The sequence below is a fragment of the Stenotrophomonas sp. YIM B13575 genome (assembly GCF_042787595.1).
Classification (GTDB): Bacteria; Pseudomonadota; Gammaproteobacteria; order Xanthomonadales; family Xanthomonadaceae; genus Stenotrophomonas; species Stenotrophomonas lactitubi_B.
The window spans coordinates 13,296-38,085 of record NZ_JBHZOP010000092.1; the positions used below are offsets into that span (position 1 = coordinate 13,296).

The 24,790-nt window shown below is 65.9% G+C and carries 26 protein-coding genes; 13 read left to right on the forward strand and 13 right to left on the reverse strand.

The window, feature by feature from the left end; genetic code table 11:
* Nucleotides 1–79: 79 nt before the first annotated feature.
* The 4 genes from ACFX4F_RS14835 (at nt 80) to ACFX4F_RS14850 (ending at nt 4,516) form a co-directional block, all read left to right on the forward strand.
* Complete coding sequence (locus ACFX4F_RS14835; RefSeq protein ID WP_180165198.1) at nt 80–955, forward strand: tryptophan 2,3-dioxygenase; 876 nt, start codon at nt 80–82, stop codon at nt 953–955.
* Nucleotides 956–1,134: 179 nt separating this feature from the next.
* On the forward strand, nt 1,135–2,634 hold the full coding sequence (locus ACFX4F_RS14840; protein ID WP_340568690.1) for an oligopeptide:H+ symporter: 1,500 nt from the start codon (nt 1,135–1,137) through the stop codon (nt 2,632–2,634).
* A 16-nt stretch (nt 2,635–2,650) separates the two neighbouring features.
* Nucleotides 2,651–3,259, forward strand: a complete 609-nt coding sequence (locus ACFX4F_RS14845) for a thioredoxin family protein (RefSeq protein WP_380656581.1) — start codon at nt 2,651–2,653, stop codon at nt 3,257–3,259.
* Nucleotides 3,260–3,379: 120 nt separating this feature from the next.
* Nucleotides 3,380–4,516: a hypothetical protein gene (locus tag ACFX4F_RS14850; protein WP_380656584.1), complete on the forward strand. Its 1,137-nt coding sequence runs from the start codon at nt 3,380–3,382 to the stop codon at nt 4,514–4,516.
* Nucleotides 4,517–4,557: 41 nt separating this feature from the next.
* Here the strand turns inward: ACFX4F_RS14850 and ACFX4F_RS14855 are convergent, their stop codons facing one another.
* The 3 genes from ACFX4F_RS14855 to ACFX4F_RS14865 form a co-directional block, all read right to left on the reverse strand.
* Nucleotides 4,558–5,619 carry a YhcG family protein gene (locus ACFX4F_RS14855; RefSeq protein WP_380656587.1) on the reverse strand — a complete coding sequence of 354 codons (1,062 nt, stop codon included), beginning with the start codon at nt 5,617–5,619 and terminating at the stop codon, nt 4,558–4,560.
* Nucleotides 5,620–5,638: 19 nt separating this feature from the next.
* On the reverse strand, nt 5,639–5,866 hold the full coding sequence (locus ACFX4F_RS14860) for a hypothetical protein (RefSeq protein WP_099819708.1): 228 nt from the start codon (nt 5,864–5,866) through the stop codon (nt 5,639–5,641).
* A gap of 537 nt (nt 5,867–6,403) precedes the next feature.
* Nucleotides 6,404–6,898 (reverse strand): MarR family winged helix-turn-helix transcriptional regulator, encoded by a 495-nt coding sequence (locus ACFX4F_RS14865; RefSeq protein ID WP_050815698.1) that lies wholly within the window; start codon nt 6,896–6,898, stop codon nt 6,404–6,406.
* A gap of 129 nt (nt 6,899–7,027) precedes the next feature.
* Here ACFX4F_RS14865 and hppD point away from each other — a divergent pair, with 129 nt between their 5' ends.
* A complete protein-coding gene (gene hppD / locus ACFX4F_RS14870; protein WP_251474013.1) occupies nt 7,028–8,140 on the forward strand; it encodes a 4-hydroxyphenylpyruvate dioxygenase in 1,113 nt (370 codons plus the stop codon).
* Nucleotides 8,141–8,217: 77 nt separating this feature from the next.
* Nucleotides 8,218–9,516, forward strand: coding sequence for a homogentisate 1,2-dioxygenase (hmgA, locus tag ACFX4F_RS14875; RefSeq protein ID WP_380656592.1), 1,299 nt, complete (start codon nt 8,218–8,220; stop codon nt 9,514–9,516).
* Nucleotides 9,517–10,003: 487 nt separating this feature from the next.
* Here hmgA and ACFX4F_RS14880 read toward each other — a convergent pair whose 3' ends face one another.
* Nucleotides 10,004–10,540, reverse strand: a complete 537-nt coding sequence (locus ACFX4F_RS14880) for a hypothetical protein (RefSeq protein WP_099819706.1) — start codon at nt 10,538–10,540, stop codon at nt 10,004–10,006.
* 124 nt (nt 10,541–10,664) lie between these two features.
* On the opposite strand from ACFX4F_RS14880, the gene ACFX4F_RS14885 reads away from it, so the two are divergent.
* Both ACFX4F_RS14885 and ACFX4F_RS14890 read left to right on the forward strand, forming a co-directional pair.
* A complete protein-coding gene (locus ACFX4F_RS14885; RefSeq protein ID WP_099819705.1) occupies nt 10,665–11,309 on the forward strand; it encodes a hypothetical protein in 645 nt (214 codons plus the stop codon).
* Between the two features lie 73 nt (nt 11,310–11,382).
* Nucleotides 11,383–12,342: a sodium:calcium antiporter gene (locus ACFX4F_RS14890; protein ID WP_380656596.1), complete on the forward strand. Its 960-nt coding sequence runs from the start codon at nt 11,383–11,385 to the stop codon at nt 12,340–12,342.
* Nucleotides 12,343–12,450: 108 nt separating this feature from the next.
* Here the strand turns inward: ACFX4F_RS14890 and ACFX4F_RS14895 are convergent, their stop codons facing one another.
* From ACFX4F_RS14895 to ACFX4F_RS14930, 8 genes are all read right to left on the reverse strand, one after another.
* Nucleotides 12,451–12,837 (reverse strand): Na+/H+ antiporter subunit G, encoded by a 387-nt coding sequence (locus tag ACFX4F_RS14895; protein WP_205405217.1) that lies wholly within the window; start codon nt 12,835–12,837, stop codon nt 12,451–12,453.
* Nucleotides 12,834–13,118: a K+/H+ antiporter subunit F gene (locus ACFX4F_RS14900; protein WP_025874598.1), complete on the reverse strand. Its 285-nt coding sequence runs from the start codon at nt 13,116–13,118 to the stop codon at nt 12,834–12,836. The genes ACFX4F_RS14895 and ACFX4F_RS14900 overlap by 4 nt, the downstream gene beginning before the upstream one ends.
* Nucleotides 13,115–13,621: a Na+/H+ antiporter subunit E gene (locus tag ACFX4F_RS14905; protein ID WP_380656601.1), complete on the reverse strand. Its 507-nt coding sequence runs from the start codon at nt 13,619–13,621 to the stop codon at nt 13,115–13,117. The genes ACFX4F_RS14900 and ACFX4F_RS14905 overlap by 4 nt, the downstream gene beginning before the upstream one ends.
* Complete coding sequence (locus ACFX4F_RS14910) at nt 13,618–15,153, reverse strand: monovalent cation/H+ antiporter subunit D (RefSeq protein ID WP_099819701.1); 1,536 nt, start codon at nt 15,151–15,153, stop codon at nt 13,618–13,620. The genes ACFX4F_RS14905 and ACFX4F_RS14910 overlap by 4 nt, the downstream gene beginning before the upstream one ends.
* Nucleotides 15,150–15,527 (reverse strand): Na+/H+ antiporter subunit C, encoded by a 378-nt coding sequence (locus ACFX4F_RS14915; protein ID WP_025874601.1) that lies wholly within the window; start codon nt 15,525–15,527, stop codon nt 15,150–15,152. The genes ACFX4F_RS14910 and ACFX4F_RS14915 overlap by 4 nt, the downstream gene beginning before the upstream one ends.
* Entirely contained in the window at nt 15,527–18,355 is a 2,829-nt protein-coding gene (locus ACFX4F_RS14920; RefSeq protein ID WP_380656606.1) for a monovalent cation/H+ antiporter subunit A, read from the reverse strand. The genes ACFX4F_RS14915 and ACFX4F_RS14920 overlap by 1 nt, the downstream gene beginning before the upstream one ends.
* 332 nt (nt 18,356–18,687) lie before the next feature.
* Nucleotides 18,688–19,173, reverse strand: coding sequence for a DUF962 domain-containing protein (locus ACFX4F_RS14925; RefSeq protein WP_099819699.1), 486 nt, complete (start codon nt 19,171–19,173; stop codon nt 18,688–18,690).
* A 178-nt stretch (nt 19,174–19,351) separates the two neighbouring features.
* Nucleotides 19,352–20,278 (reverse strand): phosphoribosylaminoimidazolesuccinocarboxamide synthase, encoded by a 927-nt coding sequence (locus ACFX4F_RS14930; protein WP_380656609.1) that lies wholly within the window; start codon nt 20,276–20,278, stop codon nt 19,352–19,354.
* 141 nt (nt 20,279–20,419) lie between these two features.
* Here ACFX4F_RS14930 and ACFX4F_RS14935 point away from each other — a divergent pair, with 141 nt between their 5' ends.
* The 5 genes from ACFX4F_RS14935 (at nt 20,420) to yegS (ending at nt 23,745) form a co-directional block, all read left to right on the forward strand.
* Complete coding sequence (locus ACFX4F_RS14935; RefSeq protein WP_005411327.1) at nt 20,420–20,749, forward strand: DnaJ family molecular chaperone; 330 nt, start codon at nt 20,420–20,422, stop codon at nt 20,747–20,749.
* 57 nt (nt 20,750–20,806) lie between these two features.
* Entirely contained in the window at nt 20,807–21,484 is a 678-nt protein-coding gene (rpe, locus tag ACFX4F_RS14940) for a ribulose-phosphate 3-epimerase (RefSeq protein WP_099819697.1), read from the forward strand.
* A gap of 12 nt (nt 21,485–21,496) precedes the next feature.
* Nucleotides 21,497–21,979, forward strand: coding sequence for a GNAT family N-acetyltransferase (locus ACFX4F_RS14945; RefSeq protein ID WP_099819950.1), 483 nt, complete (start codon nt 21,497–21,499; stop codon nt 21,977–21,979).
* A 267-nt stretch (nt 21,980–22,246) separates the two neighbouring features.
* A complete protein-coding gene (locus tag ACFX4F_RS14950) occupies nt 22,247–22,738 on the forward strand; it encodes a hypothetical protein (protein WP_099819696.1) in 492 nt (163 codons plus the stop codon).
* 74 nt (nt 22,739–22,812) lie between these two features.
* Nucleotides 22,813–23,745 (forward strand): lipid kinase YegS, encoded by a 933-nt coding sequence (yegS, locus tag ACFX4F_RS14955; protein WP_099819695.1) that lies wholly within the window; start codon nt 22,813–22,815, stop codon nt 23,743–23,745.
* 9 nt (nt 23,746–23,754) lie between these two features.
* Here yegS and ACFX4F_RS14960 read toward each other — a convergent pair whose 3' ends face one another.
* Entirely contained in the window at nt 23,755–24,627 is an 873-nt protein-coding gene (locus ACFX4F_RS14960; protein WP_243380018.1) for an ankyrin repeat domain-containing protein, read from the reverse strand.
* Nucleotides 24,628–24,790: the final 163 nt, after the last annotated feature.

Sequence of the window (24,790 nt, forward strand, 5' to 3'; positions counted from 1 at the left end):
GCACGCCCCGGTACGGTCATCACGGCTGCCAGCGCGGCGGCAACGCGCTACCCTTGCCGCCCCCGATCTGGTCCCGCCCATGTCCGTCGACAACAACCAACGCGATCTCGAAGCCGGTATCCACACCGATCTGCAGGGGCGGCTGACCTACGGCGGCTACCTGCGGCTGGACCAGCTGCTCAGCGCACAGCAGCCGCTGTCCAACCCGCCGCATCACGACGAGATGCTCTTCATCATCCAGCACCAGACCTCCGAGCTGTGGTTGAAGCTGCTGGGCCACGAGCTGGGTGCGGCGATCGCCTTCCTGCAGCGCGACGAGGTCTGGCAGTGCCGCAAGGTGCTGGCGCGCAGCAAGCAGGTGCTGCGCCAGTTGACCGAGCAGTGGTCGGTGCTGGAAACGCTGACCCCGTCCGAGTACATGGGGTTCCGCGACGTGCTGGGCCCGTCCTCGGGCTTCCAGTCGCTGCAGTACCGCTACATCGAGTTCCTGCTGGGCAACAAGAACGCGCAGATGCTGCAGGTGTTCGAGCACGACACGGCCGGGCAGGCGCAGCTGCGCACCGTGCTGGAGGCGCCGAGCCTGTACGAGGAGTTCCTGAAGTACCTGGCCCGCTTCGGCCACGCGGTGCCGGCGGTGTACGAGGCGCATGACTGGACCCAGCCGCATGTGGCCGATGACGCACTGCAGCCGGTCTTCGAACGCATCTACCAGGACACTGACCGCTACTGGCGCGAGTACGCGCTGTGCGAGGACCTGGTGGACCTGGAAACGGCCTTCCAGCTGTGGCGGTTCCGCCACATGCGCACGGTGATGCGGGTGATCGGCTTCAAGCGCGGCACCGGCGGCTCCTCCGGCGTGGGCTTCCTGGCCAAGGCGCTGGAACTGACGTTCTTCCCTGAATTGTTCCAGGTGCGTACCACCCTGCAGGTCGCGCCCCCGCCGGATCTGGCCTGACCCCCATTCAGCTTGGTCGCCCGCGGCTGGCTGGATCGTTTCAGATGCAAGTTCAGCGAGCAGGCCGCGACCTGCCTCAAACGGCGTGTATTTGACGTGAACGCCAGAATTCGGTGATCCTCGCGCGTTGCTTCACCGCACATTGGACGTGCCTCCATCCACCGAACCAGGAATTCCGCATGAGCGTAAACGCCACTGCGAACACCCCAGAGCCGGCGCTGCCGGACTTCAACACCACGATGGGCCACCCGCGCCCGTTGTGGATGCTGTTCATGACCGAGTTCTGGGAGCGCTTTGCGTTCTACGGCATCCGCTGGGCGTTGGTGCTGTACATCGTTGCCCAGTTCTACAACGGCAACGCCGCCGGTGAAGGCGACGCCAGCCGCATCTACGGCGCCTACCTGGCGCTGGTGTACGCCGCCGCTATCTTCGGTGGTTACGTGGCCGACCGGGTACTGGGTTACCAGCGCTCGATCCTGACCGGCGCGATCATCATGGCCGTCGGCCTGTTCATGATCTCGCTGCCGCAGGAGCACATCTTCAAGCTCGGCCTGGCCACGATCATCGTCGGCAACGGTCTGTTCAAGCCCAACATCTCGACCATGGTCGGCAAGCTGTACGGCCTGAAGGACGAACGCCGCGACTCGGGCTTCACCATCTTCTACATGGGCATCAACATCGGCGCGATGATCGCCCCGGTGCTGACCGAGTACCTGGCCCGCAAGGTCTTCGGTACCTCGGAAATGCCGTCGTACAAGGTCGTGTTCATCGCCTCCGGCGTGGGCATGCTGATCTCGCTGGTGTGGTTCTACATCGGTCGTGCCGGCCTGAAGGGCATCGGTGCACCGCCGGTCGGTGCTGAAGGTTTCGGCCGCATCATCATGGTGCTGGTCGGTTCGCTGTTCGCCATTCCGGTGGCTTACTTCCTGCTCGCCACCGGCGCCACCGCGCTGGCCTGGATCCTCGGCGTGATGTTTGCCGCGCTGGCCGTGCTGCTGCTGGTGGAAGGCATCCGCGAGGGCAAGGTGCAGCGCGACCGCGTGATCGCCATGCTGATCATCTTCGCCTTCAACGTCATGTTCTGGATGTTCTTCGAACAGGCCGGCAGCTCCTTCACCTTCCTGGCCGAGAACATCGTCAACCGCCAGCTGGGTGATTGGACCTTCCCGACCGCGTGGTTCCAGTCGGTCAACTCGGTGGCGATCATCACCCTGGCGCCGATCATCGCCTGGATCTGGGTGGCCCTGGGCCGCGCCAATCCGTCCATCCCGCGCAAGTTCGGCCTCGGCCTGCTGTTCAACGGCGCTGCCTTCGCACTGCTGATGTTCGCCCTGTCGACCATGGTCGTGGACGGCAAGATCCCGTTCTGGACCCTGTTCATGGTCTACGTCATCCAGTCGGTCGGTGAGCTGTGCCTGTCGCCGATCGGCCTGTCGATGGTGACCAAGCTGGCCCCGGTGCGCCTGGTCGGCTTCGGCATGGGTGGTTGGTTCCTGTCCACCGGCATCGGCAACAACCTGTCGGGCATCTTCGCCGGTGCGGTCAGTGGTGAAGGCGGCATGACGGTCGAATCGGCCCTGAAGGGGTATACCTTCGGTTTCTGGGCCTTGATCGGTTCGGGTGTGGTCCTGTTCCTGGTCGCGCCGCTGATCAACAAGCTGATGCACGGCGTGAAGTAATGAGAGGGTAGTGGGCATGCGTACAACGTTCGGTGGTGCAGTGGTGGCAGTGGTGTGTGCGGCGCTGATCGGCGCCTGTTCGCAGCCTCAACCTCCCGCTGCTCCCGAACCCACGCAGCCCCTGGATACCCGCCCCACCGAGCCACCGGTCGCTGACCCCAGCGAACCGGTGGCCTCGGGCAACACTCCGGCGGCGGCTGATATCGCCGCCATCGCCGGGCTTGGCGCGCAGTTCGACCCGGCCCGCGACCCCGTTGCCGACCTGGAAACGGCCAAGGTCGAAGCCCAGCGCGGCAACAAGCGGATCATCCTGGAAGTGGGCAACGCCGCCTGCGAGCCCTGCCATGCACTGGACGAAGCCGTGGAAGGCAATGGCGATCTGCGCCGCTTCCGTGATGCCCACTACGTGTGGGTCAAGGTCAACGACAGCGCCGAGAATCCGAACGCGGCCTTCCTGGGCCAGTTCCCGCCGCTGCAAGGCGAACACCCGCACCTGCTGGTGATCGATGCCGACGGCACCCTGCTGGCGCCACAGCCCAGCGAAGCGATGCACAAGGGCAGGACCGTGCAGACCGCACGCGTGATGGCGTTCCTCAAGCAGTGGGCGCCGCCAACGCCGCGGTAGCGTCCGGCGCCTGCCGCCCGCTGCCCGGCCATCCACGCGTGGCGTGGATCTACAGATCATTCCCCTTCGGCCGTTAATGGCAAGGACCTCACTGCGCCACCCGGCGCGACCGGAGCGCCCATGCACAGCGACCACGCCGAACGCCTGCTCGAACCTGCCAGCTCACTGGCCGAAGGTGAGGCACCCGATGGCGTGAGCCTGCCGCCGCAGGAAGCCCTGCTGGACGACGCCGGCACCGGCGCGGAAGCCCTCGAACTCGCACCGCGGCATCGGTTGCCGCAGATCGCCTTGCCCGACAACGTGGTGCTGAAGGGCGCGGTGCAGAAGCTGGTGGAACAGAAGGCACGGCTGGATCGACTGGCCGCCGAAGGGCAATTGGCCGGTCTGCTGCCGCCGGAATGGCACGGCAACGGCGTGCGCGCGATCGACCTGTCCAGTTTCGTGCAGGGCGTGCTGCCGTTCCTGCAGCCCGGCGAGCGTGGTGAAACCGCACCGGCCCGCCTGCCGGTGCGCCATGTGCTGGGCGATGACAGCCGTTGGGGCCTGGCCGACGTACCCGAACCGAAGTCACTGGCCTGGTATCTGGCCAGCGATGACCGTGCCACCGCGGGCAGCAAGGATGTCGCCGAGGCCTATCTGGTCGGCGCGCTCGGCCTGGCCTGGATGCAGGAAGGGCGCAGCCGCCCCGGCTTCCTGCGTGCGATGGACCAGGACAGCCTGGCGGCACGGGTGACCATGCTGGGCTACCCGCCGCCGGGCGAGCTGGCGTTGTACAGCGTGACCGCGCACGGCCAGCCGCAGATCTGGTGCGTGCATGGCCGGCGCAGGCTGCGGCCGCTGGTGGCGCCGTGGCTGAGCGTGCCCCTGCTGACCGCCTATGGCGTGCCCGCACCGGTGGCGTGGCCGGGGAGCTTCCCGCCCGTCGAGGCTGTGGCCGAGGCGATTGCCGCCGCCCGTCCGGGCAAGCTGCTGCCGGAAGTGGATCTGGGCAGAGTGGTCGCGAAGATCGCCGAAGACGCCGCGTCCGAGGCGTGGCAGCCGGTCAGCCTGCTGCAGCTCAACACCTGGTCGCCGCGCTGGCCGTTCTTCCTGGGCACCTTCGTCGGCCTGCCGTCGCTGCTGCTGGTCACTGCCGCGCTGGCGTTGCCCGGGGCCGTTGAAGCGGCCACCGTTGCTGCCTCGCTGGGCTTTGCCGGTGGCGCCATCGGCGCGCTTGCGGTGCCGTGGATCCATGCGCGGCGCAAGCATCTGAGCTGAGTACGTGGGCCATCCGCGCGTGGTGTAGATCTGTTGACCCCCTAACGGTCGATCTCTGCAGCAGTGAACTCCATGCGTTGCCGTGCACGCTCCGTGGCGGCCTGCAGCCGTTGCTTGAGCACTTCACGTGAGGGAAGAGATGTCAGGTACTCCGCCACATGGATGCCTGAGCGGTCCAGTTCCAGCAACTCGATCTGGCCTGCCTTCTTGCCTGTGCAAAGGATGATGCCCAGCGGCGCCTCCTCACCTTCCTCTCGCTCATACCGATCCAGCCAACGCAGATAGAGCTCCATCTGGCCCTTGTACGCTGGCTTGAAGTCACCGATCTTCAGTTCGACGGCCACCAGCCTGCGCAGGCGGCGGTTATAGAACAACAGGTCGAGATGGAAGTCATCGTCGTCGATCTGGATGCGTTTCTGGCGGGCGACGAAACTGAAGCCTGCCCCGAGTTCAAGCAGAAATCCCTGCATCTCACGCAGGATGGCGCCTTCCAGCTCCTGCTCGTCCCAGCATTCCTTCAGCCCGAGAAAATCCAGTACGTACGGGTCGCGCAGGACAAGACCCGGGGAGAGCTGCTGGTTCCTGCGCAACGCCGACAGCTCATTGGCAATGGTCTGCTCGGGCTGGCTGGAAAGGGCCGTACGTTCGTACAGCATCGAGTCGATGCGCTGGCGCAACATGCGGACGCTCCAGCCTTCTGAGCTGGCCATCTGGGCGTAGAAGTCGCGCTTGAGCGGATCAGACAGCGGGATCAGCGCGATGAAATGGGTCCAGCTCAATTGTCGTAGCAGTGATACGACAATCTGCTCGTCGGCAAATGCGATGGAGAACTGCACCATCCTGCGCAGGCTCTTTTCACCGAACGAACCGCCGAACTCGGCAGACAGTATCCTGGCGATGCGCTTGAACAGGACCTCTCCATAGCGTGCCCGGCGTCCACCCATCTGATCGACATGGATGCGACGTCCTATACGCCAGTACAGCAGCGTCAGTTCGGCATTGACGGTCCTCACCATCCCGGCGCGGGCCCTGGATATCAGTTCCCGGATATCAGCCAGCAGATCGTGGGTATGCGGCAGGGTGAGGGGCGGTGTGTCATCCATGAGTTGCCTTCCAGCAGGGTCAGGGTTCGGCAATCACCCGCAGCGCACTGGCATAGCCCTTGGCGAGACTGGTCAGGTCGAGCAGCCGGTTCAATGACAGCAGCAGGCCCGGCTGGCAGGCCTTCAGGCGATGATGTTCAAGCCACGCCTCGGTGACGGTTTCCAGTGTGGCCAACGCCTCGTCGATGCGCTGCAGGTCGGCTTCGCGGTTGATGGGAGCGGCAGGGGGATGATGGGGGCGAGTCATGGCGAAGCTCCGGGGAGGGGCCGCCGGAAAGGCGGCAGGCGATGCGTGGTTGAAAGACCGTGATCCGAAGGAAGAACGGCGGCCATGCGGCCCCACGCACCGCCCGCCAAAGCAGGGCAGCGCGAGTCGTCGCCGCCCGCGATGGGCGGCGACGGGTGCGGCGTGGTTTCCTTCGGATCATCGGGCTTTCAACCCCGGCAGCGGTGCTCCGCTGCGCGCCTACCCTCGGGCCGATGGGGCCGGCCGTCCAATAGGCAATGCCATTCGATGCGCGAATTTCGATACAACCGCTCTGTCGGTCAGGACTCTACCGGCCCGATGCCGAAACATCAGGTGGTAAACGCGACACGTCGAGTCGAACCCGGCCGAAAGACCGTTCGTCGGCGGGCCATGAACACCGCGCGTTGCACGTCATCAATGGCCTGTGCCGGATCCCTCACAGCGCAGCCCGCGACATCATCCACGCCTGGCGTGGATCCATGAGTCGACCAAGGTCGACACCGACCAAGGGCGGCGGGGGGAGCCGCCCCGAAGGGGTCAGACCCCTTCGCCCATCCGCTCCAGGCCATCGCCGGCCAGGCGCAGGATCAGCTTCTCCAGCACCTGCTCCTCTTCCTCGCTCAGCACCGACATCAGCTTGCGGGTGATCTCGATCACCATCGGCGCGATCGTCTCGTACACCTCGAACCCCGCCGCCGACAGCGCCAGCACCGAACGGCGGCGGTCATCGCCATGCGTCTCACGCTTGATGAAGCCGCGTTCCAGCAGGCGCGCCACGGCACGGCTGACCGCCACCTTGTCCATTGCCGTGCGGTCGGAGACCTCGCTGGCCGACGAGCCGGGGTACAGCGCCAGGATGGTGATCACCCGCCACTCCGGGATGGCCAGGCCATAGCGGTCGCCGTACAGCTTGGCGATGTTGCCGCTGACCCGGTTGGACAGCACGCTCAGCCGGTACGGCAGGAACTGTTCCAGGTCGAGCAGGACGTGGGAGGCACGCAGGCGGGTGGAAGCGGGATCGGCGGGGCTCATGTTGCGGTGCACCTTGCTGGTGGTTTCAAGTGTAACTATAAGTGTTGGGTCCGTACCCTGCATTCTCGCCGGGTCCAACCCCGCCCGCACCTGGTTTGTGCCGATGCGGCACCGATTCGGAGCCACGCCATGAATACCGCAGTCCCGTCCGCCTCGCATCCCAACCCCGGCATGCAGGTCACCACCTTCGAAAACCCGATGGGCATCGACGGCTTCGAGTTCGTCGAATTCGCCGCACCGGCCGGCCGTGGTGCCGAGCTGCACGAGTACTTCCGCAAGATGGGCTTCAGCGCGGTGCTCAAGCACAAGCAGCGTCCGATTACCGTCTATCGCCAGGGCGACGTCAACTTCCTGGTCAATGAAGACCCCGATTCGTTCGCTGCCGATTTCGCCGAGAAGCACGGCCCGTGCGCCTGCGGCTTCGCCATCCGCTTCAAGAAGCCGGGCGCGGAGGTCTACCAGACCGCGCTGGGCAATGGCGCCGAAGCCATCGCCTTCAAGCCGGAGAGCAAGGCGGTCAACGCCCCGGTCATCAAGGGCATCGGCGACTGCATGCTGTACCTGGTGGATCGCTACGGCGATGCCGGCAGCATCTTTGATGGCGACTACGAGCTGATCGCCGGCGCCGAGCTGCGCCCGAAGGGCTTCGGCCTGACCTTCATCGACCACCTGACCCACAACCTGTACTTCGGCAACATGCAGCAGTGGTCGGACTACTACGAGCGTCTGTTCAACTTCCGCGAGATCCGCTACTTCGACATCAAGGGCCTGAAGACCGGCCTGGTGTCCAAGGCGATGACCGCGCCGGACGGCATCGTGCGCATTCCGCTGAACGAGTCGTCCGACCCGAAGAGCCAGATCAACGAGTACCTGGACGCGTACAAGGGCGAGGGCATCCAGCACATCGCCTGCTTCACCGAGAACATCTACGACACGGTCGAAGCAATGCGCGCGCAGGGCGTGGATTTCCTCGACACGCCGGAGACCTACTTCGACGTGATCGACCAGCGCGTGCCGAACCACGGTGAGGACGTCGCCCGCCTGGCGAAGAACAAGATCCTGATCGACGCCGACCCGGAAACCCACCAGCGCAAGCTGCTGCAGATCTTCACCCAGAACTGCATCGGCCCGATCTTCTTCGAGATCATCCAGCGCAAGGGCAACGAAGGCTTCGGCGAAGGCAACTTCACCGCGCTGTTCGAGAGCATCGAGCGCGACCAGATCCGTCGCGGCGTGCTGTAACGTTTCCACAACGGCACCTTCCCACCGGTAGCGCCGGGCCATGCCCGGCGGCTTCCCCAAGGCTTCCAGGAACCCCCATGTCCCCCTCCATCACCGCCCGCGGCTACCAGTCCGGTTTCGGCAACGAGTTCGCCAGCGAGGCCGTGCCCGGTGCACTGCCCGTCGGCCAGAATTCGCCGCAGAAGGTGGCCCATGGCCTGTATGCCGAGCAGCTGACCGGCACCGCGTTCACCGCACCGCGCGGCAGCAACCGCCGCAGCTGGTTGTACCGGATCCGCCCAGCGGTGACCCATGGCGAGTTCACTCCGTTCGCGCAATCGCAGCTGCAGGGCGATTTCGGTGCGCAGCCCGCTTCGCCGAACCAGCTGCGCTGGAGCCCGCTGCCGCTGCCGGAGCTGCCGACCGATTTCGTCGAAGGTCTGTACACGATGGGCGGTAACGGTTCGCCCGACGCGCATGCCGGTGTTGGTATCCATCTGTACGCGGCCAACCGTGACATGGTCGGCCGCTACTTCTACGACGCCGACGGCGAGCTGCTGATCGTGCCGCAGCTGGGCAGCCTGCGGCTGCTGACCGAGCTGGGCGTGATCGAGATCGAACCGCAGCAGATCGCGGTGATTCCACGCGGCGTGCGCTTCCGTGTCGAGCTGCCTGACGGTCCGAGCCGTGGCTACATCTGCGAGAACTACGGCGCGCTGCTGAAGCTGCCCGACCTGGGCCCGATCGGCTCCAACGGCCTGGCCAATCCGCGCGACTTCGAGACCCCGCATGCCGCGTTCGAAGACATCGACGGTGATTTCGAACTGATTGCCAAGTTCGACGGCCGCCTGTGGCGTGCCCCGATCGACCATTCGCCACTGGACGTGGTCGCCTGGCACGGCAACTACGCGCCGTACCGCTACGACCTGCGCCGCTTCAACACCATCGGCTCGATCAGCCATGACCACCCGGATCCGTCGATCTTCCTGGTGCTGCACTCGCCCAGCGACACCGCGGGCACCAGCAACATGGATTTCGCGATCTTCCCGCCGCGCTGGCTGGTGGCGCAGAACACGTTCCGCCCGCCGTGGTTCCACCGCAACATCGCCAGCGAGTTCATGGGCCTGGTGCATGGTGCCTACGACGCCAAGGCCGAAGGCTTCGTACAGGGCGGTGCGTCGTTGCACAACTGCATGAGTGGCCACGGTCCGGATGCGCCGACCTTCGACAAAGCCTCCAGTGCAGACCTGTCCAAGCCGGACGTGATCAAGGACACGATGGCCTTCATGTTCGAGACCCGTGGGGTGATCCGCCCGACCGCGCAGGCGCTGGCCGCCGGTCACCGGCAGGGCGATTACCAGCAGTGCTGGAACGGCCTGCGCAACAATTTCCGTTGATCGTCCGTATCCACGCATGGCGTGGATCTACTGGGAAGCGCGATACCGCATCCACGCATGGCGTGGATCTCCCGGGTGGCGCGATTCCGCATCCACGCATGGCGTGGATCTACCGGGTGGCGCGATACCGTATCCACGCGTGGCGTGGATCTACCGGGTGGCGCGATACCGCGTCCACGCATGGCGTGGATCTACTGGGAAGCGCGATACCGCATCCACGCATGGCGTGGATCTACTGGGAAGCGCGATACCGTATCCACGCATGGCGTGGATTTACTGGGAAGCGCGATACCGCATCCACGCATGGCGTGGATCTACCGGGTGGCGCGATACCGCATCCGCGCATGGCGTGGATCTACCGGGTGGCGCGATACCGTATCCACGCATGGCGTGGATCTACCGGGTGGCGCGATACCGCGCGCGGCGTGGATCCATCGGGGTTCGTGATGCAGTAGATCCACGCCATGCGTGGATGCTGTTCGCCGGATCAGGCGATGGCCGCGAACGCGTCGCAATGCTCCACCGGCAATGCCTCCATCAGCCGCTGCCGCACGCGTTGGCAGTAGCCTTCCGAGGTCAGCGCCGGCAACACCTGCAGCGCTGATTGCATCACCCGCAGGACCTCGCCTTCGGCACGCGCCTGCTGCAGGTCGCGGAACAGCGCCGCTGCATTGGGATGCCGCTGCATCTCCAGGATTCCCAGCACATAGATGCGCGCGGCGACCAGCGAGCGGCGTCGCTCGACGGGCGCGGCGGAAGCTGCGGCGACTGACGGCGCCTGCGGGGCAGCAGCCACCACCGGCGCGAGTTGCGTGGAGGCGGCGGTGTCCGCAGCGGTCACCAGGTAGCCGGCCTGGATCAGCTGGATCACCATCGCTGCCGCGTCCTGCCCCAGCAGCGTGGTCAGCTCGGCGATGCTGCGCTGGCCATCGCACAGGATCAGCAGCCGTCGCTGGCGCATGTCCAGCGGCGCGCGGTGGGCCTGCAGCGCGGTTCGGGCGAGGTCGGTCTTGCGCGGTTGCATGGGGAGGACAGCCAAGTCGGTGCTTGCCCAGCCTGAATGAGGGCGATGAAACCGCGATGACAATGCAGCGCCTGCACGCGCGCTGGGGTAGCGTGCACCCACCCTGTGCCAAGGATCCGCACCGATGAAGCACCTCCCGATCGCCGGCCTGCTGTTGTTGTCGCTGGCCGCCTGCAACCGTAGTCCCGAAACTGCCGCGGCGGACGCACCTGCCGCCGCCACCGCACCGGCGAAGGATGCCTCCGTCCCCGCCGACGCCGATCTGGCCACCGCTTCGCCGGTGGACCCGCGCCGCGACAGCCCGGCACGCCTGGATGGCTTCGGCGGCGCCACGCTGGGCGCCGGCATCGCCGAGGTCCGCAGTGGCTTCGGCACGCCGTTGCAGGGTCTGGGCACCGATGCCGCCGGCAAGCCGCTGCCGGCCGACGATGCCAATGAGGGCTGCTACTTCCTGCGCCCGCAGGACGCCGAGGACCCGCGCCTGATGTTCGAGGCGCGCAAGCTGGTCCGCTACGACGTACGCAGCCCGTCCATCGTCGCCCCCGGTGGCGGCCGCGTCGGCATGACCCTGGGCGAGCTGCAGGTGCTCTATCCCGAGCGCGCCGACGTCGGCCCGGACAAGTACGACGACAAGGCCCAGCACCTGCGCGTGCGCCCGGCGCAGGAGGGCGCGGCGATCATCGATTTCGCCCTCGGCGCTGACGGCAAGGTCGGTGCCTGGCGGGTCGGCAGGACGCCGCAGGTGGACTACGCCGAAGGCTGCGGCTGATCCACCCTCCTCGGCTCACCCGCAGCGGGTGGGCCGAGCGTAGAATCGCGCCACGACCGCTGGGGAGTGCTCGATGATCGCCATTGCCATTGCCTGGTTCCTGCTCGGCCTGCTGTTGCTGGCCCTGGGCGGGGACTCCATCGTCAAAGCCGTTTCCGGCCTGGCGCAGCGCTTCGGTGCCAGCGCATTCACCGCCGGCCTGCTGTTGCTGGGCATCACTACTTCGCTGCCGGAGCTGGCGGTCAACGCCCGCGCGCTGGTGGTCGGCCAGCCCGAGCTTGCCTTGGGCAACGCCGTCGGCAGCAGCGTCGTCAACCTCGGCCTGACCCTGGCAATGGCTGCCATTGCTGCGCCGCTGTTGTTGCGTGCCCGCCTGCAGACGGTGCTGTGGTGGGCGCTGCTGGCCGCGGGCCTGCTGCTAATCGTGTTCGGGCTGGATGGCCGCCTGCTGCGCTGGGAGGCTGGCGTGCTGGTGGCCGGGTTCGTGGTGGTGCAGTTCCTGCTGCTGCGCCGCGGGCGCCATGAGAGCGCCGAGGTACAGGCGATCATCGCCGAGTCGGCACTGAGCCGCACCAGTCTGCCGTTGAATGTGCTGCGCGTGTTGATTGCCGCCGTGGCGCTGTATTGGGGCGCGCGCCTGGTGGTCGGTGCTGCCGCTGATTTCGGTGCTGCGCTGGGCTGGACGCCGCTGCTGGTCGGTCTGTTGCCGGTGGCGATCGGCACCGCGTTGCCGGAGGTGGCAGCCGCCGTCGCGGCGGCGCGCCGTGGTCACGGCGACATGGTGCTGGGCCACGTGCTCGGTTCCAGCGTGGTCAACCTGATGCTGGTGATTGGTGCGATGGGGCTGCTGCAGCCGCTGGCGCTGCCGGCTTCGTTCGTGCGCCTGGAACTGCCGGCGCTGCTGGCCTTCGCATTGGTGCTGTACCCGATGCTGCGCGGCGACCTGCGCATCAGCCGCATCGAAGGTGCGGTGCTGCTGGGCGCGTTCGTGGCCTGGTTGGGGCTGGAAATCGCGCTGGTCACACCGGTCTGAGGTAGTGCCGGCCGCTGGCCGGCAACCTCGGCGAACTCGCAGCCAGGCATGGCCTGGCTCTACTGGCGGTTATCCGGGGTCGTGCCGACCAACGGTCGGCACCCACCGTCAACGCGCGGTGGTTTCCTCTTCCCGCTCCGGTTCCGGCGGCGGCAGCTGTTCCTCTTCCGCACGCTCGTTGCCCGGCAGGCTGGGGCGCGTTTCCATCAGCAGCGACAACGCCGCCTTGGCCATCAGGTGCGCGCTGATCGGTGCGGTGATGAACAGGAACACGGTGATCAGCAGCTCGCGCGGCTGCGGGTCCTGGCCCAGGAAGATGTGGTAACACACCGAGCACACCAGCACGCAGCCCACGCCCAGCGTGCTGGCCTTGGTCGGTGCGTGCAGGCGCTTGAAGAAGGTGGACAGCTTCACCAGCCCCAGCGCGCCGACCAGGATGAAGAAACAGCCGAACAACAGCAGGATCGACAGCGCGATCTGAATGAAGGTGATCATTCGACGATGTCCCGGCGCAGCACGAACTTGCTCAGCACCACGGTGCTGCCGAAGCCGAGCATGGCGATGATCAACGCCGCCTCGAAGTAGATCGCCGAATTGAGGTACATGCCGAACAGCATCAGCTCGGCGATGGCGGTCACTGACAGCGTATCCAGTGCAAGGATGCGGTCGGGCACGGTCGGCCCGCGCAGCAGGCGCCAGGTGGCCAGCAGCATGGCCAGGCCGACCACGTGCATGCATACCACCAGGGTGGTCTGGATGATCTGGAATCCAGTCATGGGAAGATCTCCATCAACGGGGCTTCATAACGGCGCTTGATCGTGTCGATCAGCTCCTGCGGGTCTTCCAGGTGCAGCACGTGCACCAGCAGGAACTTCCGGTCGTCGCTGAGTGCGGCCGACACCGTGCCGGGAGTCAGCGTGATCATGCTGGTCAGCGCGGCGATGCCGTGGATGTTGGCGATGTCCAGCGGCAGCCAGATGAAACCGGGGTGGATGTTCTTTTCCGGGCCCAGCACCTGGATGGCCACGCGGATATTGGACATCAGGATGTCCCACAGGGTCACGAACACCAGCTTCGGCAGCGGCCGCAGGGTGCCGATGCGGGCGAACTCGCGGTCCAGGCGCGCAGCGAACAGCGGAATCACCACGCCCAGCAGCAGGCCCAGCAGGAACTGGCCGAGCGTGAAGCTGTCGGACATCAGCAGCCAGAACACCACCACCATCACGCTCAGCGCAGGCGAGGGCAGCAGGCGGCGGATCGGGGAACGCTTGGCGGTCATGGCTGGCGGATCTCCGGCGTGGTCGCGCGCAACTGCTGCACGTAATCGCCCGGCTGCAGCAGCTGGGTGGCGATGGCGTCGGTGTGCTGCATCAGCGGCGCAGCGAACAGCGTCATGCCGATGCCGTACGCCAGCAGGATGCAGGCGGCAAACAGCTCTACGCGACGCAGCGGTGCCTTGCGCGGTGGCGGTGCATCGGGATCGGGCAGCGGCACGCGCCAGAACAGGCGGATGCCGCCGCGGGTCAGGCCCATGATGACCAGCAGGCTGCTGACCAGCACCGCCGTCCACACCGCGCCGGTGTACTGCGCGGGCATGCCGGCCAACAGTGCGGCCTTGGCCAGGAAGCCGGACAGCGGCGGCAGGCCGGCCACCGACACCGCCGCAATCAGGAACAGCACGGCGGGCGTCTCCTTGCCGGGCATCGGCGCGATCACTTCCTTGCGGTCGCTGGCGCCGCCACGGCGGCGTCGGATCAGGTCGGCGACCAGGAACAGTGCGGCGGCGACGAAGCTGCTGTGCGGCAGGTAATACAGGCCGGCCGACAGCACCTTCGGCGTGCCAACAGAGAACGCGATGAACAGCGTCGCCGCCGAAACGATCACCAGATACGAAATCAACACGCGCAGGCGCGCTGCGGCCAATGCGCCCAGGCCACCCAGCACCAGCGTCGCTACACCGGCCCACAGCAGCCAGTCACGGCCGTAGCCGGCCATCGCTCCCGCATCCTCGCCGAACCACAGCATCTGGATGCGCAGCACGGCATACAGGCCCACCTTGGTCATGATCGCAAACAGCGCCGCCACCGCCGCCGGTGCACGCGCATACGATTCGGGCAGCCACAGGTACAGCGGCATCAGTGCGGCCTTGGCGCAGAACACCAGCAGCAACAGCCCCATCGTCGCCTTCACCAGGGTCAGCTGCGCCGGCGGCACCTCGGCAATGCGCTGCGACAGCTCGGCCATGTTCAACGACCCCAGCGAGGCGTACAGCAGGCCCAGCGCGATCAGGAACAGGGTCGAGGCGGTGACGTTGAACACCACGTAGTGCAGGCCGATGCGCATGCGCAGGCCACGGCCGCCACTGAGCAGCAGGCCGTAGGAGGCGATCAGCATCACCTCGAAGAACACGAACAGGTTGAAGATGTCGCCGGTCAGGAAGGCGCCGTTGAGGCCCACCAGCTGGAACTGGAACAGCGCATGGAAGTGCGGTGCGCGCCGATCCCAGCCCGAACACGCGTGCAGCAGGCAGGGAATGGCCAGCAGCAGGGTGGTCAGCAGCATCCAGGCGGACAACTGGTCGGCGACCAGCGCGATGCCCAGCCGCGACGGCCAGTCGCCCAGCAGGTAGACGCGGATGTCGCCGCCTGCTGTGTCGGCGAACAGCAGGCCGACCACCACCGCCAGTGCGGCCAGCGATGTCCACGCCACGGCACGCTGTACCTTCGGCCCATAGCGCCGGTGTTCAACGAACAGCGACAGCGCAGCACCGAGCAGCGGAACCAGGATCGGCAGGATCACCAGATGATTCATGCGCGGTCCTCGCCCCGGCGCGGCGGTGCATCGTCGTCCGGCTCGTGCGCGTCCACATGGTCACTGTGGTTGTCGCTGCGGCTGCGCATGGCCAGCACGATACTGACGGCGGTCATCGCAAACGCGATCACGATTGCAGTCAGTACCAGCGCCTGCGGCAGCGGATCGGTGTAGTTGCCGAGGTGGCTTTCCACGCCTTCCTGCAGCACCGGCGCCTTGCCCTGCACCACGCGGCCACCGGCGAAGATCAGCAGGTTGGTGGCGTAGGACAGGAAGGTCATGCCGAGGATCACATCGAAGCTGCGCGCGCGCAGCAGCAGGTAGATGCCGATGGCGGTCAGCACGCCGATCGCAGAGGCCAGGGCCAGTTCCATCAGTGCATCTCCCCCGTTCGTGCCGAGCGGCGTTGCAGGTCGATCTCGCCCTTGCGCGCGGTGCGCGTCCGCGAGGGTTTCACGGTGGCCATCATCGACAGCATCAGCATCGCGCCACCGAACACCACCAGGTACACGCCGATATCAAAACCAATCGCGCTGGCCAGCGGTACATCACCGATCAACGGCAGGTGCAGGTCCAGGTGACCACTGGTCAGGAACGGCACACCGAACAGCATCGAGGCGGCGCCGCTGAGGATGGCGATCAGCAGGCCGGTGCCGATGCAGCGGATGTAGTCGAAGCCGAAGCGCGATTCCACCGATGCGGTGCCCTGGATGACGTACTGGATCAGCAGCGGCACCGCCAGCACCAGGCCGGCGATGAAGCCACCGCCCGGCGCGTTGTGGCCGCGCAGGAACAGGAAGATCGACACCGTCAGGGTCAGCGGGAACATGATCTGGGCAAGATCGGCCGGCACCGGCAGCTTGATCGGCGGGCCGGGCATGATCTGCTCCGGCGCCATCCGCGTACGCCGCAGCAGCGCATGCACGACCAGTGCGGCAATACCGAACACGGTGATCTCGCCGAAGGTATCGAAGCCGCGGAAGTCGACCAGGATCACGTTGACCACGTTCTGGCCGTACGCCTCGGGCAGCGCGCGGGCAAGCAGTTCGCCGGCCATGGTGTTCGGCGGCAGGGTCATCGCGCTGTAGGCCAGCGCGCCGAGGCCGGCACCGGCCACGATTGCGATCAGTGCGTCACGGCGCTTGCGCCAGCGCGGCCGCTCCGGGCCGGACTGTGCGGGCAGATAGTTCATGCCCAGCAGCATCAGCACCAGGGTCACCATCTCCACCAGCAGCTGGGTCAGTGCCAGGTCCGGTGCGGACAGGAACACGAAGGTCAGCGCCACCATCAGGCCGACACCGCCGACCAGCAGCACCGCCAGCAGGCGCTGCTTGTACATGCGCAGCGTCGCCACCGCGCAGGACATCATCACCAGCCACAGTGCCCAGCCCAGCAGCGGTATCGGCTGCGGCTTGGTCCAGTCCGGCGATGCGGGATTGGCAATGTAGGGCGCGGCGGCAACCACGATCGCCACCAACACCAGGCCCAGCAGCATGCGCTGCAGGCTGCCGTTGGCGATGCCGGCGGTCAACCGTTGCGCACCGGCCGACAGCAGGTCCAGCTGGTGGTGGAAGACGTTGCGCCCCGGCGTGGTGTTGGTTACCGCGTGCAGGTCGATCAGCTTGCGCAGGCCGAAGTAGAGGGCCACGCCACCGACCACGCCCGCGGCGCTCATCGCCAGCGGCAGGTTGAAGCCATGCCAGATCGACAGGTTGTACTCGGGCATCGCGCTGCCGAGGATCGAGGCGGCTGCCACGTGCAGTACCGGGGCCACGGTCACGGCCGGGGCGATACCCACCGCCACGCAGATCACCACCAGGATCTCCACCGGCACCTTCATCCAGCGCGGTGGCTCGTGCGGCACGCGGTCCAGGCCATGCGGGCCCTTGCCGAAGAAGGTGTCGTGCACGAAGCGCAGGCTGTAGGCCACGCCGAACACACCGGCCAGCAGCGCGGCGATCGACACCGCCGTGCGCATGGTGTCGGTGCCACCGGCCGAGAGCGCTTCGGCGAACAGCATTTCCTTGGACAGGAAGCCATTGAGCAGCGGGATGCCGGCCATCGCCAGCGAGGCGATGATCGCCAGCGCGCTGGTGAACGGCATCAGCTTGCGCAGGCCACCGAGCTTGCGCATGTCACGGGTGCCGGTCTCGTGGTCGATGATGCCGGCGGCCATGAACAGCGAGGCCTTGAAGGTGGCGTGGTTGAGGATGTGGAACACGCCGGCGACCACCGCCATCGGCGTGGACAGGCCGAACAGCAGGGTGATCAGGCCCAGGTGCGAGATCGTCGAATAGGCCAGCAGGCCCTTCAGGTCATGCTGGAAGATCGCGTTCCAGGCGCCGATCAGCAGGGTGATCGCACCAATGCCGCTGACCGTGTAGAAGAACAGATCGCTGCCGGCCAACGCCGGATGCAGGCGCGCCAGCAGGAACACGCCGGCCTTCACCATGGTGGCCGAGTGCAGGTAGGCCGACACCGGGGTGGGCGCGGCCATCGCGTGCGGCAGCCAGAAGTGGAACGGGAACTGCGCGCTCTTGGTGAAGATGCCCGCCAGCACCAGGAACAACGCATAGGGGTACAGCGCACTGGCGCGGATCTGCTCGCCGGCGGCCAGCACCACGTCCAGGTCGAAGCTGCCGACGATGCGGCCGATCAGCAGCACGCCGGCCAGCAGGGCCAGGCCGCCGCCGCCGGTGATCACCAGCGCCATCCGTGCGCCCTCGCGGGCGTCCTGGCGATGCGACCAGAAACCGATCAGCAGGAACGAGCTGATGCTGGTCATTTCCCAGAAGATCATCAGCAGCAACAGGTTGCCCGACAGCACCATGCCCAGCATGGCGCCCATGAACAGCAACAGGTAGGTGTAGAAGCGGTGCGCGCTGTCCTGCGGGCTCAGGTAGTAGCGCGCATACAGCACCACCAGCGCACCGATGCCCAGCACCAGCCCGGCGAACATCCAGGCCAGGCCATCCAGGCGCAGGGTGAAGTCCAGGCCGATCTGCGGCAGCCACGGCACCATCGTCCGCACCACCTGGCCATCGAGCACCGATGGGGTCAGCCAGGCGAGGATCGCCAGCCCGCCCAACGGCGCCAGCGCCGCCAGCCAGGCAGCAGTCGAGCGCGAACTACGGGGGAAGGCTGCGACAGCCACTGCCATGAGGAACGGCAGGGCCAGCAGCAGGGGCAGGCTGGGGAGCATGCAGGGAATCCATGATTCACGAGCAGGTCAGGGAGCATAACAGGCCGCCAAATGTCGCCGAAACCCATTGAACAGCGATCAATTGCATGTAACGTGCGCTGATTCATTTTTTCTGCGATGCAGCATGCGGCGCGGATGCCCCGTCAGGACCCGGTTGGCAGGTCCACCCTACGCCCACGCAGGGAGACCGCAGCCCCTGTCGCACAGGGACCGCCGCCGCTGGGCGGGGCAAGGTGGGGAGGTCACCGCGGCAGGCTGGCAGGCGCGCCGTGCAGCGTGGGTGATGGCATCTGCCCGTTCAGGAAACGAACGCGTCGATGCGGCGACGCTGGTCAGTAGCGCCAGTCGAGCTTGCGATAGGCCTTGGCCATCACCCAGGCCGGGCCGATCAGCAGGTAGGTCAGGTCGGTCAGGAAGCTGGGCTTGCGGCCTTCGAACTTGTGGCCGATGAACTGCGCGATCCAGGCGACGACGAAGACGCCGATGGCCAGCGAGCGCAGGTTGTGCAAGCCGATTTCCGCTTCCAGCAGCCGGCACAGGCAGCCGAACACGAAGAACTGGATGAGCATGCCGATGCCCAGCGGGCGCGACAGTTTGTTGTAGAAGCACCAGGCGCTGAACATCGCGAACGCCGACCAGATGCCGTACTGGAACCAGGTGATCAGCGGCGGCACGCACCACAGCAGGGCCACCACCGACCACAGGATCGCCGGCACCGCCACCAGGTGGATGCGCTGGTTGACCACATTGCGGTGGTCGTCGGAGTAGCTGGCGAAATAGCGGTCGATCGGACGCGCAAGCTGGGTGGTGGTCTGCATGCGGCCAGCATACCCCGGCCGGGGCCGCCAGTAGAGCCAGGCCATGCCTGGCTGCCGGGGGGCGCAGGAAACCGCCCCCAGCCAGCCCGGGAAACCGACAGTAGAGCCAGGCCATGCCTGGCTGCCGGGGGGGCGCAGGAAACCGCCCCCAGCCAGACCGGCCGGGGGCGCAGGGGAATCAGTCGACGCTGATTCCGGCCAGGCGCTGCAGCGCCTCGGCGTACTTGGCGCGGGTGCGCTCGATGATCTCGGCCGGGATGCTCGGGCCCGGGGCGGTCTTGCCCCAGTCCAGCGTCTCCAGGTAGTCACGCACGAACTGCTTGTCGTAGCTCGGCGGGCTGGTGCCCACTTCGTACTCGTCGGCCGGCCAGTAGCGCGAGGAATCCGGCGTCAGCATCTCGTCCATGATGTACAGGCGACCATCGGCGTTGGTACCGAACTCGAACTTGGTGTCGGCCAGGATGATGCCGCGCTCGCGCGCGTAATCGGCCGCGAACTTGTAGATGCGCAGCGTGGCGTCGCGCACGCGCTCGGCCATCTCCGCACCGACCGTCTTCACCATCGCGTCGAAGTCGATGTTCTCGTCATGGTCACCCACGGCGGCCTTGGTCGAGGGGGTGAAGATCGGTTCTGGCAGCTGCTCGGCCTGGCGCAGGCCGTCGGGCAGGTCGATGCCGCTGACCTTGCCGGTGCGCTGGTAGTCCTTCCAGCCGCTGCCGATCAGGTAGCCGCGGGCGATCGCTTCCACCGGCACCGGCTTCAGCTTGCGGGTGACCACCGCGCGCTTGGCGTACAGGGCCGCGTCCACGCCTTCGGGCAGCACGCTGGCCACATCGATGCCGGTCAAGTGGTTGGGCATCAGGTGCGCGGTCTTGGCGAACCAGAAGTTGGACACCTGGCAGAGCATCTCGCCCTTGCCCGGAATCGGGTCGGGCAGGACCACGTCGAACGCCGACAGGCGATCGGTGGCGACCATCAACAGGTAGTCCCCCGGCGGGGTACCGGCCGGCAGCCGCTCGCGCGGGATATCGAACACATCACGCACCTTGCCGCGGTGGCGCAAGGGCAGGCCGGGGAGATCGGATTGCAACAGCGTGGTTGGCACGGGCACTCCTGGGGCTTCGTCGATACGGCTGCCCAACGGACCCGGCGGGCCCGCTGACCAGCGGGCGGCCTAGTGTAAAGCGGTCCGGGCCCGCTGTGACGTAAAATGAGCGTCCATTTCGTCGGCCGACCCCGGAGCGCCATGCGCTGGTACGGAAAACTGCTCGGTTTCATCGCCGGGGCCCTGCTGTTCCGGCCCAATCCGCTGTTCGGCGCGGTGGTCGGCCTGTTGATCGGCCACGCTTTCGACTCGGACTGGTTCCGCCTGAACAAAGAGAACCCCTACCGCGAGCTGGGGCTGACCTCCGAGGCCACCGATGCCGAGGTCGAGCGCGCCTACCGCAAGCTGATCTCCCAGTACCACCCCGACAAGCTGGGCGGCGCCGCCCCCGAGCTGCAGCAGCAGGCCGAGCAGAAGTCGCGGCGCATCAACGCCGCCTACGACCGCATCAAGACCCTGCGCAAGCGCTGACCCCACAGTCCCGCCTGCGGGCGGGAGACCCCTTTCCCCGTTCCGAAGGCCCCGGCCATGTCCAACTGCCTCATCGCTCCTTCCATCCTCTCGGCCAACTTCGCCCGCTTGGGCGAAGAAGTCGACAACGTCCTGGCCGCTGGCGCCGATTGGGTCCATTTCGACGTGATGGACAACCACTACGTGCCGAACCTGACCATCGGCCCGATGGTATGCCAGGCGCTGCGCAAGCACGGCGTCACCGCGCCGATCGACGTGCACCTGATGGTCGAGCCGGTGGACCGCATCATCCCGGACTTCGCCGAGGCCGGCGCCACCTACATCAGCTTCCACCCGGAGGCCAGCCGCCACGTGCACCGCACCATCCAGCTGATCCGCTCGCTGGGCTGCAAGCCGGGCATCGTGCTGAACCCGGCCACCCCGGTGGATATCCTCGACTGGGTGCTGGACGACCTCGACCTGGTGCTGCTGATGTCGGTCAACCCGGGCTTTGGCGGCCAGGCGTTCATCTCGTCGGCATTGGACAAGCTGCGCGTGGTGCGCAAGAAGATCGATGCCAGCGGCCGTGACATCCGCCTGGAGATCGACGGTGGCGTGAAGGCCGACAACATCGGTGAGATCGCTGCCGCTGGTGCCGATACCTTTGTCGCCGGCTCGGCCATCTTCAACGCCAAGACCAGCTACCAGGACGTGATCGCGCAGATGCGCGCCAACGTCGCTGCGGCACGGGGCTGAGCCATGAGCACGGTGGCCGTGTTGAACATCCGCCCGGCCACCGTCGCCGACGCTGGCCTGATCCTGCGCTTCATCCGCGAACTGGCGATCTACGAGAAGGCCGAGCATTCGGTGCAGACCGATGAAATCGGCATCGCTGACAGCCTGTTCGGCGCCGACGCCACCGCCCGCGCGCTGATCTGCGAGGCGAACGGCGAAGCCATCGGCTACGCGGTGTACTTCTACAACTATTCCACCTGGCTGGGCCGCAAGGGCATCTACCTCGAAGACCTGTACGTGAGCCTGGAAAAGCGTGGTTCCGGTGCGGGCAAGGCGCTGCTGAAGTACATCGCCCGGCAGGCGGTGGCTGAAGGGTGCGGCCGCTTCGAGTGGTCGGTGCTGGACTGGAACACGCCGGCCATCGAGTTCTACACCGCAGCCGGCGCCAAGCCGCAGGACGAGTGGACGGTGTACCGGCTGGAAGGTGAGGCGCTGCACGATTTCGCCAACGGTTGAGGCGGAATGCATCCACGCATGGCGTGGATCTACTGAAGACGGTGCGTGGGCACAGTAGATCCACGCCATGCGTGGATGCGCCTGGCAGGCAAAAAAAAGCCACGCCAAACACTGGCGTGGCCTTGCTGCATGCGTGGGAGGCTGATCCTGCCTCCATCCGTCGTCCCTGCTATGGCCTTCCATTCTCCGGGTGTTCGGTGACAACCGGATGACATGATGTCGTCAACGACCCTGCCGGGAGTGGCGCAGGCGCACTAGAATGGGCTGATGAAGAGCGATGTCGCTGACCTGCTTGAATCGTGGTTTCAGTTTGCAGCAGAAGATGCGCTGGTGATGGATCTGGAATACATCAATGCTGAGGCGCACGGTAATCTCTGCGCATTCTCTCCGCCGGCGGAGGTGACCCTGGATGTCGAGCAGGTGGTTGCCTTCATTCACAGGGTTGCCGCGCACCGGTCCGCGCAGGTCGCAGGCCACGCAATGACGTTCTACTGCTGGCATGACATGAACGTGCGCCAGCTGCGCCTGAGCCTGGTGTCATCCGTGCACGGTAAGCTGCCATTTGGCTGCCACCACGTCGAGACAACGGATATCCGCAGCGTTGTGCAGCCCATCGTGCTTGATGACTGGAACAACCCTCGATTCATGTGTTTCGAGGGAAGTGATGCGTCTGACGAATTCGACACCGACACCGTCACCGACGAGCCGCTGTATACGCAAGAACATCCCCTGAGGGTCGCAGTCATTGCGCTTGGCTGAACGGTTGCCACCGCCTTTCACTGGCCCCGAACGCGCGGTTGCTAGCCTGTGCCACCTTTCCCTGGAAGCACCGCATGAGCACACCGCGCTGGCGCCTGATCCTCAACGGCAAGTCCGCAGGCAACGACGACCTGCGCGAGGCCGTGGGCCACTGGCGCGACCGTGGCGTGCAGCTGGAAGTGCGGGTGACCTGGGAAGACGGTGACGCCGAGCGCTACGTGGCCGAGGCCATCGACCACGGCGTGGACGTGATCGTGGCGGCCGGTGGCGACGGCACGCTGAGCGCGGTGGCCGAGACGCTGGCGCATCGTGACGAGCCGGCCGGGGCGCTGCCTTCACTGGCGTTGGTGCCGATGGGCACCGCCAACGATTTCGCAACCGCTGCCGGCATTCCGGTGCAGCCGCAGGAGGCCTTCGCACTGATTGCCGGCAGTACGCCGCGTCCGATGGATCTGCTGCGTGTCGATGCCGACGGCAAGCCATGGTGGTGCGCCAACCTCGCCAGCGGCGGCTTCGGTACCCAGGTCACGGTGGAAACCGATGCGGGCTTGAAGAAGATGCTCGGCGGTCTGGCGTATGTCATCACCGGCATCGCCAAGCTCGGGCGCATCGAACCGATCACCGCGCGCCTGAGCGGGCCGGATTTCCAGTGGGAAGGTGGGTTCATCGCGCTGGGTATCGGCAACGGCCGTCAGGCCGGTGGTGGTCAGCAGCTGTGCCCGCAGGCACTGATCGATGACGGCCTGCTGGACGTCACCGTGGTGCCGGAGCTGGACGGCGAAGTCGCCGCCACCCTTGGACAGATGCTGACCGGTGGCAAGGAAGCGGCGCTGGAACGTGTCGCTACACGCGCGCAGCTGGCTTGGCTGCAGATCGACGCACCGCAGCCGCTGACCTTGAACCTGGACGGCGAACCGGTGCAGGCACGCAGCTTCCGCATCGAATGCGTGGCGGGCAGGGTGCGGATGCACCTGCCGGAGGATTGCGTGCTGCTGTCGCGGGGCTAAGAACGCAGGTTACAGCAGCGGAATGTCTTCTTCCTTGCTCGGGAATTTGAATGCCTCGCGCTTCCTGCGGATGTGTTCGGGCATTGGCGGGCGGGGGATGTTGCGTTCGATCAGCCACTGCTGGCATTTCTTCTGCCACGGCAGGTTGTCCGGCGTGGTGATCTCCCAGTAGATGTCCTCAACCATCAATTGCCGAGCAGATCTTCCCGAACTTTCCGATACGTGCTCGGGAATGGTGGGATCTGCACCGTGCTCCAGCAACCAGTATGCGTAGTCGAATGCGCCTCTTCCTGTGTACCAGCTCAGGACGGTGTCGTCTCCCAGGCTTCTGCGGTTGGATCCATTCACGTCTGCGCCGTTCTTGACCAGGGTCTGGACATTCTTCCACTGGTTCCCGCTGATGAAGGCTTGGAAGAGAAGCGTTTCATTGTTGACGTTTCGTGTGTTGGGATCTCCTCCGTGCTTCAGCAGCAGTTCCAGGAACCGAGGATCGTCCATCTTGGCCGCGTAGACCATCGCGTTGTCGAACCTGATCAGTTCTCCATTCATCTGCTTTGACTCACGCGCATTGGGGTCTGCCCCAACGTCGAGCAGCACTTTGAGTCCCTCGATGTTGCGGGCCCGCAGCGGCCATGCGATCAGCGGAATTCCGTCCCGCGTTGAAAACGCCTTGTCCGGGTTGACGCCCTCGTCCTTTACGAGGTGACGTATGGCATCGGCGTCGCCGCTTTCAGCAGCAATGGCCAGCCGTAATGCCGCTCCCTCGAAATAGCCATCGGCACCGTGTGCAGACGTTCCAGAGCACCCTGCCACAAGCAGAAGCGTGATCCATGCCACACTTGTGAGGAATTTTGTCGTCATATTGTGAAAAATGACGGTCATTTTTTTCCTGTCTATTTGCTGATGACGTGACACTAGCAAAAGGTTCTGGTAATCCATAGGTGCCGCGAAACAAGCGGCACTTCAAGGTGCAATGGAGTTTGCCATGAATGGTTCGGAGAGCGAGGCGCGTGCCCGCGCAGTCAATGAGCAGAATATTCTCGTG